Below are 14,128 nucleotides of genomic sequence, written 5' to 3' on the forward strand. Positions count from 1 at the left end.
GCCTTCGATTAGCATGCTGCCATGAAGTTCGTCGATGCAACCGCCTTCTTCTGCATGGCCATGACTGCGCTTCCGGTGGCGGCGAAGGAGATTCACGAGGCCGCACGGATCGGGGATCTCACCCAGTTGGAACGGTTGCTCACGGAAGGCCACGCGGCCGATGAACCGGAGGATAGCTTGGGCGTGACCGCCTGGCAAATCGCGTCCTACCATGGCAGGAAGGAGGCTCTGGACTTGCTGGCGAAGGCAGGAGCGGATGTGCAGCGCCCTTTCCCCGATCCCCAGGAAATTGTGGATCGGGTTCTCTCGCCTGCAGTGAAGAAGAACGGTCCCGGATTTGCGCTGCTGGCAGCGCGAGATGGAAAGGTGCTCTACGCCAAGGGCTACGGATTGGCGGACCTGGAAAAAGGCGTGCCCATCACTCCGGACACCGTTTTTCGCATTGGGTCGGTGACCAAGCAATTCACGGCCGCGGCGGTCTTGCTTTGTCTGGAAGACGGACTGCTCAGGCTCTCGGATCCTCTGACCAAGTATTTTTCCGGCTATTTGGATGGGGACAAGATCACTCTGGCCCATCTCTTGTCGCATCGGTCCGGCATCCGCAACTTCACTTCGTTTCCCGCTTTTTCTGAACAGGTCACCGGCCCGCGGACCCCGGGGCAGGTCATCGCCACCTTTCGCGATATGAGCCTGGAGTCGGAGCCGGGCACACGCTATGCCTACTGCAATTCGAGTTATTTCCTGTTGGCTGAAATCGTGAAGCGAGCATCGGGGGAAAAGTACGATGACCTGCTGGAGCGGCGGGTGTTTCGCTCTGCGCACATGTTCTCCACTGGTGTGCACCGGCCCGAACTGGCCCTGCAAGGGGAGGCTCTGGGGTATGCCAGAGGCGAGGACGGAAAGGGTGGCTGGCGACGGGCTTTGGACTGGCACATGTCTCAAGCGGGCGGTGCAGGGGAGTTCTACTCTACGGTAGGAGATCTCTACCGATGGAATGAGGCCGTCTTTAACGGAAAAGTTCTGTCGCCTGAGTCTCTAAGTATGGCGCATCGTCCCGCGGCACCCCATGCTGAGGTCAGTGCGGAAATGACCGGACTGGCGGCAAAGTACGGTTATGGGTGGGTGGCGGACGAGGAGCGGGGGCTGCCCAAGATCTGGCACACGGGTGGGTTGCCTGGCTTTTCTTCGATCCTGGTCAGGTATCCAGCTCAGAATTTCACGGTGGTGGTGTTGTCCAACACGCTGGAATCCATCGATGGCCAGACTGCCTCTGCCCTTGCCGCGGTGGTGGCCCGGCAGCACCTCTGGCGGGAGATGGGTGGGCAGCCCTGTTTCCGCGAACTGCCTGTGCCGGAGGGGGTGCGTCTCGCCGACTATGCGGCCCCGTTTGATTTCGGTGGCCTGGGGGTGTTGAGGTTTCGCGTGAAAGATGGCCGGCTGGAAAGCAAGCTCGCCGCCCAATCGTGGGGAGCCGTGCGTTACCACGGAGAAGATGAATTCCGCAATGATGGCGTGGATGCGACGTTCACCTTCCGGCGTGATGAAAAGGGCATGGTGAATTACGTGAAGCTTCTTCAACGTGGCTCAACTTTGGAAGGCGAGCGCTTTGACGAACCCGAGACCGGCAAGCTCTCCCGTGAAGCACTGGACGCGGTGGCTGGCCATTATGAGTTGCCGTTCGGCCAGATTCACTTCCGGGTGGACAACAAGAGCGGCGAATTGAGAGGACGGGTCAAAGGGCAGCAGGAATTTTCCTACTACCCGGTGAAGGGTGACGATGGGCGGTTTATGTGCAAAGCCGTGCGCGTCCAAGTGATGTTCCTTCGCCCTGATGGTGCGAAGGATGGGCCGGCTACGGGGCTGATCATCCAGCAAGGCGGTGGGATGGTGCCAGGACGGAAGGTTTCGGTAAGTGGTGAAAGGTAAGTGGTAAGCAGACCTGACAGCATCCTTTGTGAAGAAGGGTGTATTCGAAGGCGTCAGCTCAGGTCTTTTGTCTTGAGTCTTGAAGTCTGGTGTCTCCCGCGAAGCGGGCCTCACTCATATTCCCATTTTTGCGCCCAGGGGTCGCCCATGGTTTCCTGAAACTTTTTCAGGCGGGCTTTGTATTCTTCGAGCGTCTCGGCGAAGGCGGGGTCGGTGGCGAGGTTCTTGGTTTCGTCCGCGTCGTACTGCATGTCATACAGTTCGAACGCTGGGCGATGGATGTACTGTCCCACGGTCTTCTGACCGTAGGGGGCGTTTTCGCCTTTCTTGAGCTGGGCCTGCCAGGTGGAGGCGGCCCAGAGATCGGTGGAAAAGGGGAAGGGCAGGGGGTGGGCGATGTTCCAGATGAGCTTGTACTTCTGGTCCCGTACCACTCGCATGGGGTAGTACATCTGCACCTCATGGAAGGTGTGGGAGGCAAAGATCTCTGTGCGGGTGGGGTCATTCTCCTGCTCCAGGATGTTGAGCCAGGACCTGCCGTGGTAGGAGGAGTAGCGCCTGCCGCGGTTCTCGTACTTGGAGATGCCGCGTTCCTTCCAGAAGGCGTCGGCATCAACAGGCTTGATGGGGGCGTTTTTCTCCCGGTCCAGGCCACCGGCGAAGTCGAGCATGGTTGGGGTGAGATCGGTATGGCTGACGAGTGCGTCGTTCTTGATCCCGCGCCGTTGCACGTAGGGATTCCGGACAATGAGAGGAACCTTCAGGCCAGGCTCGTAGACGGTGGTTTTGCCCCCGGGGAAAGCCATGCCGTGGTCAGACGTAATGATGATCAACGTCTTGTCATACAATCCCGCCTCTTTGAGGAGCTTCACCAGGTGGCCGATGCCGAAATCCACCCGGGAGACGCTTTGGTAGTACTGGGTGAGTTCAGCGCGGCTCTCGATGGTGTCAGGCAGGAAGTGCGGAACGATCACGTCTTTGGGATCATAAAACACTTCGGTGATCCCCGGGATGCTGCCGCGGTTGGGCTTGTTGCCAAAGGCATTGGGTCTTCCTTCGATGTCCAGCTCGGGGCCTCCACGATGTGGGTCGGCGCTGGCGATGTAGGCGATGAAGGGTTTGTCGTTCTTGGCTGTGATGAACTCGCGGGCGTTCTCCATCAGTTCGCGGGTATTGCGCCCCTTCTCCGCCACCATCACGTCATAGGTGAAGATCTCAGTGGGGGCGACGTGGTGCTTGCCAAAGATGCCTGTGCGGTAGCCGGCAGCTTTCATGACCTGCGGCAGGGCCAGGGAGACGACATTGGGGTAGCAGGAGAAGTGGCCGGTGTCGTGCTGGTGGCCATACTGGCCGTTGGCATGGTTGTGCAGACCCGTCATCACCACGGAGCGGCTGGCGCTGCAACTGGCCGTGGTGGCATAGGCATTGGTGAAGATCGTGCCGTCTGCCGCAAGTGCGTCGATGTTGGGCGTCTTGATGGCCTTGTTCCCATAGCAGCCCAGCTCCGGGCTCATATCGTCGGCGATGAAGAAGACGATGTTCTTCTCGGCAGCGGATGAAGGCGTTGCCAGAAGCAGCATGGCAAACATGGAAGCCAGTTTCAGGCAGGACGATATGAGAGGGCGTGAAGGCATGGGCGATTAACGGAAGGAGAGTCTGGGTATTTCACTCCAGCCACGCTTTCGTGATGCTTGGAGTGATACCCTTCGATGATCACCCCAGGCAGACTGGGACGATCCCGGTGCAGCAGGCTGAAAGGCTACCGCCGTTCAAACCGCAGTCCCGGGTTCTCTATGCGAATTCCCGGTACAGCATGAGGGGGGCGAGGCCCTGCCGGGATGGTTGGCATTTTGCTGAATGAGGGGTGACCGGAGGATGCGATGATGCCTGACAGCCTTGCCCCTTGGGCGGTGACTGCGTGATGGGTGCCTGCGGGCAGGGGCGGGGCGATGACGCGAAATTCACTGCCCCGACCCTCTCCAATGGTGGGAAGGAGCGGAGAGGGGCGCGGAGGTTCGGCAGCGGGAATGAGGGGCACCATCGCTACAGCCACTACCATCGCATCGATCAGGGCCGCTTTCATGATACGAAAAGGGGTGATCTGGGAAGGATACCATGCCAGATCACCCCCTGTCACGAGTCAACTCTGTGGATGACCCGTCAATCAGGCCAACCGTTTGGGCGGGATCAGATCAATTCGCCCAGCCGTTGGCTTTGAGCCATTCACCTACCCGCTGCGGCCAGTCGTTCACGGGATTGCCAGATTTTTTCATGCCGTAGCCGTGGCCGCCTTTGCTGAAGATGTGGAGCTCGGCGCTGAGATTGGCCTTTTTGTACTCCAGATAGACGAGGGCGCTGCCTGCCGGGGTGATGCGGTCATCATGGGCATGGACGAGGCAGATGGGCGGGGCTTGCGGGCCGACTTTGATCTCGGGCTTGAGCTGGAAGTCGTTTCCTTTCTCCGTGAGGTAGGCGGGATAGACCGGGATGGAAAACGCCGGGGTGGCATCAGCGATGTCGAGCTCCGGATCCTGTGCGTAGGTGCGCTCGTTGGGGTGCAGGGTGGACATGACGCAGAGATGGCCGCCGGCGGAAAAGCCGAGGATGCCGATCTTGTCAGGCTTGATGCCCCACTCTGCGGCGTGTTTCTTGACGAGGCCCATGGCGCGCTGAGCGTCCTGAATGGGTTCCTTGCTGGGGTCGGTCTCGCTGCGCTTGGGGACGCGGTACTTGAGCAGGATGCCGGTGACGCCCAGGGTGTTGAGCCATTCACACACCTGAGAGCCCTCGTGCTCGATGGCGAGGATGCCGTAACCGCCGCCGGGGCAGACGATGACTGCGGTGCCGTTGGGTTTTTCCGGGCTATAGACCGTGATGGTGGGCTCCGTGACGTTGGTCACGCGTTTGACGTCGCTTTCATTCTTCGGCGGGATTTCCTTTTCCGCATCCATCTTGAAGCCCTCTTTCTCAGGTGCCCCTTGGGGCCAGAGCTTAAGGGTGGGACGATCCGCTGCCATGGCAGCAGTGGAGAAGCCTGCGGCGATGGCCGTGGCCAGGGCGAGGGGGAGAAGTCGGTGAGGGATGATGCTCATGCGGGGAGGGTACGGTGGGAGGAGGGAAGTTTTCAGGTTCAAGTTTTCAGTTTTCAGTGATGCGTGTGAAAAGCAAGGGGGGGCGAATGGGCTGCGAGTTGCGCACGTCTCGTGTCGTAGGGGTTGGAATGTCGATTTTTCATCTTTCCTCAATGGTGATCCCTCTTCTCGGGGCGGGGGTGTTTCTGGGTGCCGCCGTTCACGCGGCCGATGCGACTGATCCGGTGGCTGTGAACGTGGAAAAAGCACACGGCGAGATCTGGCGTCGTTTCATGGATCCGTACCACCTGCTGCTGGACTCCACGGAACTGGACGGGAAGTACGACCGGCCGACGCCAGAGGAGTGTCGGGAGGGCAAGCCCAATGCGCTGGCCTGGTGGACACCGATCGAGAACGGCGCGATGTTCAATGGCTCCTACATGGAGGCGGCATGCCTCCGCTGGCAGCAGACCAAAGCGGAGGAAGACCGGGTGAAGGCGCAAAAGGTCTCCCAGGGGCTGCTGCTGCTGGCCTCCGTCAGCAAGGTCCCGGGTTTCATCGGCAGAGGGGTGGCGACGGATGGCAAGACGCCCTATCCCATGGGGTCCAATGATCAGACTTCGCCCTGGTTCTACGGCTTGTGGCGGTACGTGGATAGCGGTATCCCGGAGACGGCAGAGCGCCGGCAGATCGTGGCGAAGATGGAGGAAGTGGCAACGGCTCTGGAGGCAACCGGCTGGCGCATGCCGTGCAATCCTCCTGCGCCGTCACCTTTCCGTGGTGACTATTCACCCTTCACTTGGGAGGGGGCACCCCGTCTGCTGTTCCTCTGCAAGGTGATGCATCACCTCACTGGCAAGGAGAAATGGGGCGCGCTGTACCAGAAGCTGCTGAGGGAGAGTGGTGGCAACCCCGCGCGGACTCGTCTGCAGATCTGCGAGGCCGGCATGCACTTTGACAATGAAAAGCACCGCCAAAGCTGGACCGGTGCCAGTGGCGTGACGGTCTTGCGCGGGCTGTGGGAACTGGAGCAGGATCCCGAAGTGAAGGCGGCTTATGGTCGTGGACTGGCGGCCAGCGCCGCCCTGGCTGCTGGGGGACTGGAGATGCATGCGAAGTTCAAAGTGGACGCGCCGCAGAAGTTTCACCATGACTGGCGGGTGCTGAACCAGTGGTGGAGGCCTCAGCATTCTGAACAGGATGCGGTGGATGTGGCGATTTTTCAGGTGAAGGAACTGGGCAAGCTCTCTCCGCAGCGCTATCAGGAGCATTCGTTTGTCCGCGAACCGTGTTATGCCGCCTGGGTGGTGACTCTGTGCCCAGACCCGGCGGTGGTCGCCGCCCATCGTGATGCCATCCGTGCCGTGCTGGGACACTACAAGTATGACCGCCTTTACTACTCCCAGTTCTTCCCAGTGGAGGCGGCCTGGTATCGGCTGCGGCAGATTCCTACGGCTGAGCCAAAGTCGTAGGCGCGTTGCGCTTTTGGTTTGTTGCGCAAGAATGGCGCATGGCGAGCCCCCGCACTAAAACGAGCAATTGGATCTGGCCGGCGGTCATCATGGTCGTCTGTCTGGCCGTTTACGTTGCCCGCGCGGTGGCTTTCCATCCGGACATTCTGACCCTGGATGAGGAGCGTTATCTGGCCTGTGCCAAGCGGATCTGCGCGGGCTATTTGGTGACGGATGACAACCCGGACTTTGTGAATGGACCCGGGTACCCTCTTGTGCTGGCTCCCTTTGTGAAGGCGGGCTTGCCCCTCTACTGGGCGCGGGCCATGAATGCGGTGTGGATCGGGTTGTGCGGGACGTTGTTGTTTGCCACCATCCGCCACTATGCCAACACTCCCTGGGCGGTGGCAGGGTCTCTGTGGACCGTGTTGCAACCCAGTCTGATGAGGTTGGGGCCCTTTCTCATGTCCGAGGCATTCATGATGTTCTGCGTGGCGGCTTTTGTCTGGACGTTCTGCCGGGCGCAGCGGGCGGAGACGAGGGTGTTCTGGCATTGCCTGCTGGCAGCGGTGGCACTGCTGGCCATGGTGATGACCCGGGTGATGTTTGGCCACGTCACCACGGCCATGTTGATCCTCACTCTGCTGGCGTTGCCCTTTGTGAAGAAACTGCGCCGCCCTGTGGGTCGTACCGCCCTGATCATGGGACTGGGGCTGACTCTGTGCCTGCCCTATCTTGCCTATACGAAGGCCAAGACCGGCAAGACATGGTGCTGGTCCACCAATAGTGGAGAGCTGCTGTACTGGGTGACGAGCTCGCACCCCGGGGAAAACGGCTTTTGGTACTGTGAGTACGATGCGCTGAATCATCCAGACCTGGCCCCTAATCACCGGGCATTCTATGAGCGGGTGATGAAGCTCCCCGTATTGGAGCGCGAAGCTGCCTTTGCGGAGAAAGCCAAAGAAAACCTGCGCACGGTGCCTCCTCAGCGTCTCGCATACAACTGGCTCTGCAATGTGTGCCGCATGGCCTTCGGATTCCCGCGGGCCTTCATGACAGAGGAGGTCTCTCGCGGCGTCATGGTGGCGTTTAACGCCCCACTCCTGCTTCTGTTGCTGGCGGCCAGTGTGGTCTGGCTGATGAGGCCCGGGTCGTTGCCTGCGGAGATCCCTCTGCTGGGGCTGGTGGCACTGGTGTATCTGGGGGGGAGCACGTTGCCGCCGGCGTTGATCCGTTATGCCATGGTGGTAACGCCGCTTGAATGGGTGGTGGTGAGCGCGGTGCTGTGGCGGAATGTGGAGGTGAGGCTCAGGCCGGCCGGCTTCGCCGGAGACAAAAGACTGGAAGACGAAAGACAGAAGCCCTGAGATCGCGAAGACCCTGTATGCGATACAGCATGACAGGCGGGCGATAGCGGGCGGCTCTGGGCGTGATTCACCGGGGATGCTCAGGCACTACGAGGGGGTGGGGCAAGACGTCGCTAAAGCTGTGAAATTATGGTAATTATCTATTTTGGGGTGTGTGTTGTCGGCGTGCACGAATGTTTCGGGCGGCATTTCAGGCGAGAGACCATGATGTTCAATGATCAGAAGGAGAGTGATAAGCTGAATTTATAGATATTTCATGTGATTGTGAGTAGATCTATCATGCTCACGATGAGGTGGTAAACGGTCGAGAGCAGGTGATTGGGTTAAGCTTTGTTGTTTAAGGCCTTCAAATATTCCCTATAAATTAAAAGCTTTTTTACGAAAGTTATTGATTTTGCGTTTCATGATTGCCATATATTGCTCTTGTGAGAACGCTCGCAAAAGTGGCTATCGTATTTGGAACGAGACCGGAGCTTATTAAGCTGGGTCCTGTGGTCCGTGAAGTGGAGCGCGTGGGGATGGAGGCTTGTGTGGTGAACACCGGGCAGCATTCTGATCTGCTGACCCCTCTGCTGGGGCACTTTCAGGTGAGGCCCAAGTATGACTTGGCCACGATGGAGCCCGGGCAGTCCCTCAATCGCCTGGGCGCACGCATTCTCGCGGGAGTGGATGAGGTGCTGACGAAGGAGCGTCCCGATGTGGTGCTGGTCCAAGGAGATACCGCCACGGCGCTGATGGGGGCGATGGCGGCATTCAACCATCGTATTCCGATCGGTCACGTGGAAGCGGGGCTGCGCTCAGGCAATCCCATGAACCCTTTCCCAGAGGAGATGAACCGCCAGATGATCTCCCGCATGGCGAGTTTCCACTTTGCCGCCACGGACAACAATGCGCGCACGCTCTTGCGTGAAGGGGTGCCTGCAGAACAGATTTACATCACGGGCAATCCGGTCGTGGACTCCCTTCGCCAGACGCTGGTGACCTCCCGGCCCAAGGGCGAGTTGTTGGACATCCTGAATCGGGTGGGACAGCGCAAGATGGTGCTGGTCACCACCCATCGCCGGGAGAATTTTGGCAGCACCATGCGCGGGCACCTGAGGGCGATCCGCCGTTTTGCCACGGCGCATCCGGAGGTGTGCGTGGTCTTTCCAGTGCACCCGAACCCCAATGTGCGTGAGGCGGCAATGGCGGAGCTCGCCGGGCATGATGGCATCGTGCTCACCCAGCCGGTGGGCTATGCGGATTTTGTGCACCTGCTTTCCCATGCCTGGCTCATTGTTTCTGACTCGGGCGGGATTCAGGAAGAAGTCACCGCGCTGGGCAAGCCCATGCTGGTGCTGCGCAACAATACCGAGCGGCCGGAGGCGGTCGAAGCCGGGGCTGCCCGTCTGGCGGGCGAGTGTCCGGCGAATCTTCACCAGATGTTGGAGGCCGCAGTGACGGACATGGAGTGGTTCGTGCGTGCCAGCCATTGCCACAGCGTCTTTGGCGATGGGCACAGTTCCCGTCACATTGTGGACATCTTGAACCAGCGGATGGTGGGCGCGGTGCAGGAGTTGCGTCTCGCTGCCTGATCGGTCTCTGCCAACCCTTTCCTCAACTCAACCTGCCTGCGCCATGCCTTTGCAGCCTGCGAGCGTCTCGATCGATCTGGACAACCTGTGGTGCTACTTGAAGACACAGGGAGAGCCGGGGTGGGAGACGTTTCCTTCTTACCTGGACCAGGTCACGCCGCGCATTTTGCAGAGGCTGGAACGGGCGGGGATCAAGGCGACGTTTTTCATCGTGGGGCGGGATGCCTCCCGGGCGGAGAACTGGTCGGCGCTCCGCTCCATCGCGGACGCCGGACATGAGATCGCCAACCATTCCTTTGATCATGATGTGTCACTGTCCGGATTCTCCCGGCATGAACTGCACCGGGACTTCGCGCGCAGTGAAGCGGCCATCCTGGATGCGACGGGGCAGATGCCGAGTGGCTTCCGGAGTCCGGGCTTTTGCATGTCGGCGCTGATGAAGGAGGTGCTTTTCCACCGTGGCTACAAGTACGATGCCTCGTCTCTGCCCACCTTTCTAGGGCCGGTGGCGAGGTGGTACTTTTACTTTTTCGCAAAGCTGCCTGCGGAGGAAAAGAAAAAGCGCTCCAGTCTCTATGGCGGCGTGGCAGGGGCTTTCCGCCAGTTGGGTCCCCATGCCATTCAGGCGGACTTTATGGAAGTGCCTGTGACGACCATGCCGCTTGTGAGGGTGCCCATGCATTTGAGCTATTTGCTGTTCCTTGCACAGCGATCAGAGGCTTTGGCCCGACTGTACTGGCAGACGGCAGTAGGGCTCTGCCGGGTGGCCGGGGTGGGGCCCTCCCTGCTCCTGCACCCTACGGATTTTCTGGATGCGAACGATGTCCCTGAGATGGGCTTCTTCCCCGCCATGCGGATGCCTGCCGACAGAAAGATGGCCATGGTGGATCTCACACTGCAATCCCTGACGCGCTACTGGCAGACGGGGACGGTGGCGGATCACGCTCAGGCCCACGTGCCCGCGGAGGCGCTGCTTCCGCTCTTTGTCGCGGAGGGGGCCCGCTTGGGGGTCTGATCCCTGGGGCTATGCACCGCTTTCCTTTTTCCGTTCGTCCACCTTCGCATTCGGGCATCTGTGTTATTTGATCTCTCTCGCACACCTTGAATCCTAACTCCCACACGGTGAATCCCTCGCTCCAATCTTCTGCTCCCATCCGGGTAGTCCTGCCTGCCTACAATGAGGAGAAAGATCTGCCACGTTTGCTTGATCGATTGCAGGCGTCGCTGAATGCAATGGGCCGGCAGTATGAGATTATCGTCGTGGATGATGGCTCCAGGGACCGCACGGCAGAGATCGCGGAGGCGGCAGCCGGGCGCATGCCCGTGCGGCTCGTGCAGCACACGGTAAACCAAGGGTTGGGGCGGGCCATGCAGACGGGACTCTCCGTCGCGGCTGATCTGGGTGGCGTGGTGGTGACCATGGACGCGGACAATTCTCACGACCCCTGCTACATTTCGGAGATGGTGGCAGTGCTGGAGCGGGAGTCGATGGGGGTGGTGATTGCCTCGCGATTCCGGCCTGGCAGCCTGGTTCAGGGGGTGCCGTGGCACCGGCGGATGTTGAGCTGGGGTTGCTTCCTGGCCATGAAGCTGGTGCTGCCGTACAAGGGGGTGCGGGATTATTCGACAGGATTTCGAGCATACAGCCCGGAAGCCATTAAGGCGCTTGTGGAAAAATACGGCGACCGCCTGGTGGAGGTCAGTGGCTTTGCCTGCATGGTGGAGATACTGGCGAAGCTGCGCACGGTAGGAACGCCTGCTAAAGAGATCCCCTACATCCTGCGCTATGACGAGAAGCAGGGGGTGAGCAAGCTGCGCATCATCCGGACACTCCGGCAGTATGGTTCTGTTGTCGGGCGCTTCTGGATGCAGGTGCCCGCCGGTGCCTGGCAACGTTCTTTATTGTTGATGGTGGCGGATGTTTGAGTTTGTGCTTCAGTGCCTCCACTACTAACGAGGCACACTGTGACGCAATTTTCTTTCCCTGAACCCGTGGCGAATGCAACAGCTGCGTCGGCAGCTGACAGTTCAAGCCCACAACTCGACAACAAAGGTGTACAGTCCCGGACTGTGGCCGTCATCGGAGGCGGCATCGCAGGGCTGACCTGTGCGCTGCGACTGGCGGAGGCTGGGCGGCAAGTCACTCTGATTGAGGCGACTGAGCAGCTTGGTGGCCTTGGCGGCACCTGCGACTACGACGGGCGCACCTTCGAAAAATTTTACCACTGCATGCTGCCAACGGATTGGCCGCTGCTGGACCTTCTTACGGATCTTGGATTGCACGACGAGGTGTACTGGAAGCCCACCACCTTTGGTTATGCCAGTGGGACGAAAATTTTCCCCCTCAACAAGGCACTGGATCTGCTTAAATTCTCCCCTTTGGGGATTTCGGATCGCATCCGGGTCGGTCTGACGGGGTTGCAGGGGCGACGCGTCTCCAGTGAGGGGTTGGATGACATCACGGCCGCGGAATGGCTCACCAAGCTCTCGGGCCGCAAAGCTTTTGAAGTCTTCTGGAAGCCGATGTTGCAGGCCAAGTTTGGCGATCGCTATGACGCAGTGCCTGCGCTGTGGTTTTGGTCGCGGTTTAATCGCGAGAAGGCTGACAAAATGGGGGAGGTGAAGGGGTATATTCGCGGAGGCTACCGGAGGATCGCGGAAATAATCGGGAAACGCATCACTTCTCTGGGGGGGGTGGTGCGTCTCCGTGAGCGAATGGTGATGCTGGATCTGGACCGGTCTGACCGGCCGCTGGTAGTGACCTCCCGTGGTGAAGCGGTGTACGACCAGGTGGTGATCACCACCCCGTGGCAGGGGATTGACCGCACGCTGGGCGCGAACCTCCGCCGGGCGCTGCCGCCGCTGGACATGAATATTGACTATCAGGGAGTGACGAATTGTCTGCTCTTCCTGCGACGTCCCCTGAGCCCCCACTACTGGGTGGCCACCCCGGAGCCCACCTATCCCTTTGATGGTGTGATTGAGACCTCCAATCTCACAGAAGAGGTTGAGCGCGGAGCCCGCCATGTGGTGTACCTCACGAAGTATATGCACCGGGAGGATCCTCGTTTTCGCGAAGATGAAGACCTGCTTTCGATCGAATGGTGGGTGGCTTTGAAGAAGCTCTTTCCGGACCTGCGTGATCAGGATCTGGAGCGCCGTCAGGTGTTTCGCGCCCCCTTTGTGGAGCCCGTGTACACCACCGGATACAGCGCCCGTCGTCCTCCAGAAGAGTTGGTGCCAGGCCGGGTGTTTCTCTCCAACACCGCTCAAGTGTATCCCATTGTGACCTCATGGAACGGGAGTGTGGCGCAGGCGAACAAGACGCTTGAGCACGTGCTGGTTGATTGTTAGCGAATGGAAATAATGTCGATCGTGTAGGGTTGACGCCAGAAGTATCGTGGACATGCTCGGGCGATGGGCCGCGCATCCCCTTCGGCGACTGAGCCCCTGGGGACCATTGGACTACACTGACTTGGTAGGGGCTGTGATCCCGCTGAGGGCGAAGCCTAACGCCGGTGGCGCACGCTGGAAGGCGGTGTCACTCGGCTCACTCTGCCCAGTTGGAGGCGGGGTAGCTGCCCAGGATCTTGATGGCATCGCCATCACTGACTACTTCGTCGAGGGCGGTCTTCAGATTGTCGTCGTTGCAGTGCCCGGTCACCTCCAGAAAGAAGCGCACATGGCTTTGGGCTGCTGACTCATCGGAAGGGACGGGACGGTTTTCGATCTGGCGGACGTTGATGCCTTGCTTGACGAAGGCTTCGAGGATCTCCAGAAGGGTGCCGACGCGATCACGGGCCGTGACCATGAGAAGGGTGTGATCGTTGCCGGTGGGAGGGGCTGGACGGCGTCCTAGAATGATGAAGCGGGCTTGGGAGGCGCTGTCATCGATCGAGGTGGCAATGATCTTGAGCCCTTGCAGCTCAGCTCCGAGGGCGGTGCCCAGAGCGGCGGAGTGGGGGTGCTCACAGGCAAAGGCCGCCGCCTGGCTGGTGGAGGGCGCTTCGCGAAGTTCGGCGTCGGGGAAGTTCACGGCAAGCCACTTGCGGCACTGGGAAATCACCTGCGGGTGGCCGTAGATGTAGTCCACCGTATCGCGGGGGCCGTTTGACATGAGGACGGTCTCCGTACGCCAAAGGAACTGGGCGTAGATCTGCAACGGAGATTCCACCAGGTGGTCCAGCGTGTGATACACGGCACCTTCCGTGGAGTGTTCGATGGGAAGCACCCCGTAGTCGGCCTCCTGGGTGGCCACGCGCTCAAAGACATCCTCAGTGCTGGCCTCTGGAAGATAGAGCACGCTGTTCCCAAATCGGCTGATCGCGGCCTGATGGGTCCAGGAGCCCGCAGGGCCGAGAAAGGGGATGCGCAGATCTTGCTCCAGTGCCAGGGCGGCAGAGATAATCTCCCGATAAATCGCACGGATGGACTTCTCCGGCAGGCGGCCTTTGTGTTCCTTGTTGGACTCCACCAGCTTGCGTAGCAGGCGTTCTTCACGGTCCGGTGCGTAGATTTCCAGGCCTTCCTTGCGTTTGATCTCGCCCACATGGTGCACGAGATCGGCCCGTTCATTCAACAGCCTCAGTAGCTGTTGATCTACGTGGTCAATGTGTGTGCGTACCTCTTCGAGTGTCATCGTGTGCGGAAAATCCGCCACGATTAAGAGCAAGGCTTTGCGGGGAGGAAAGCAGAAAATGCATGAAGCTGAAACAAGTGTGAGTCAGCGGGGTCATTTG

General features: G+C 59.9%; 11 protein-coding genes. 7 read left to right on the forward strand and 4 right to left on the reverse strand.

Annotation, left to right across the window (positions count from 1 at the left end):
• Positions 1–21 precede the first annotated feature (21 nt).
• The gene (locus tag VSP_RS39185; protein WP_009960293.1) at positions 22–1,926 is read left to right on the forward strand and encodes a serine hydrolase domain-containing protein; all 1,905 of its coding nucleotides are present in this window, start codon (positions 22–24) and stop codon (positions 1,924–1,926) included.
• 110 nt (positions 1,927–2,036) lie between these two features.
• Here the strand turns inward: VSP_RS39185 and VSP_RS09650 are convergent, their stop codons facing one another.
• From VSP_RS09650 to VSP_RS09660, 3 genes are all read right to left on the reverse strand, one after another.
• Entirely contained in the window at positions 2,037–3,560 is a 1,524-nt protein-coding gene (locus tag VSP_RS09650) for a sulfatase family protein (protein ID WP_044133487.1), read from the reverse strand.
• A 125-nt stretch (positions 3,561–3,685) separates the two neighbouring features.
• Positions 3,686–4,009: a hypothetical protein gene (locus tag VSP_RS09655; protein WP_009960295.1), complete on the reverse strand. Its 324-nt coding sequence runs from the start codon at positions 4,007–4,009 to the stop codon at positions 3,686–3,688.
• 109 nt (positions 4,010–4,118) lie between these two features.
• Positions 4,119–5,018: an alpha/beta hydrolase gene (locus VSP_RS09660; RefSeq protein ID WP_009960296.1), complete on the reverse strand. Its 900-nt coding sequence runs from the start codon at positions 5,016–5,018 to the stop codon at positions 4,119–4,121.
• Positions 5,019–5,170: 152 nt separating this feature from the next.
• Here VSP_RS09660 and VSP_RS09665 point away from each other — a divergent pair, with 152 nt between their 5' ends.
• The 6 genes from VSP_RS09665 (at position 5,171) to VSP_RS09690 (ending at position 12,743) form a co-directional block, all read left to right on the forward strand.
• Positions 5,171–6,469, forward strand: coding sequence for a hypothetical protein (locus tag VSP_RS09665; RefSeq protein WP_009960298.1), 1,299 nt, complete (start codon positions 5,171–5,173; stop codon positions 6,467–6,469).
• Positions 6,470–6,507: 38 nt separating this feature from the next.
• Positions 6,508–7,815, forward strand: a complete 1,308-nt coding sequence (locus tag VSP_RS09670; protein ID WP_009960299.1) for a hypothetical protein — start codon at positions 6,508–6,510, stop codon at positions 7,813–7,815.
• 425 nt (positions 7,816–8,240) lie between these two features.
• The gene (wecB, locus tag VSP_RS34740; protein WP_044133488.1) at positions 8,241–9,389 is read left to right on the forward strand and encodes a non-hydrolyzing UDP-N-acetylglucosamine 2-epimerase; all 1,149 of its coding nucleotides are present in this window, start codon (positions 8,241–8,243) and stop codon (positions 9,387–9,389) included.
• A gap of 43 nt (positions 9,390–9,432) precedes the next feature.
• On the forward strand, positions 9,433–10,404 hold the full coding sequence (locus tag VSP_RS34745) for a polysaccharide deacetylase family protein (protein WP_009960302.1): 972 nt from the start codon (positions 9,433–9,435) through the stop codon (positions 10,402–10,404).
• 107 nt (positions 10,405–10,511) lie between these two features.
• Positions 10,512–11,315, forward strand: a complete 804-nt coding sequence (locus VSP_RS34750; RefSeq protein WP_075089441.1) for a glycosyltransferase family 2 protein — start codon at positions 10,512–10,514, stop codon at positions 11,313–11,315.
• A gap of 144 nt (positions 11,316–11,459) precedes the next feature.
• Positions 11,460–12,743: an FAD-dependent oxidoreductase gene (locus VSP_RS09690; RefSeq protein ID WP_009960304.1), complete on the forward strand. Its 1,284-nt coding sequence runs from the start codon at positions 11,460–11,462 to the stop codon at positions 12,741–12,743.
• A gap of 196 nt (positions 12,744–12,939) precedes the next feature.
• Here the strand turns inward: VSP_RS09690 and pheA are convergent, their stop codons facing one another.
• Positions 12,940–14,028 carry a chorismate mutase gene (pheA, locus tag VSP_RS09695; RefSeq protein WP_009960305.1) on the reverse strand — a complete coding sequence of 363 codons (1,089 nt, stop codon included), beginning with the start codon at positions 14,026–14,028 and terminating at the stop codon, positions 12,940–12,942.
• Positions 14,029–14,128: the final 100 nt, after the last annotated feature.

Source organism: Verrucomicrobium spinosum DSM 4136 = JCM 18804 (assembly GCF_000172155.1).
Taxonomy (GTDB): domain Bacteria; phylum Verrucomicrobiota; class Verrucomicrobiia; order Verrucomicrobiales; family Verrucomicrobiaceae; genus Verrucomicrobium; species Verrucomicrobium spinosum.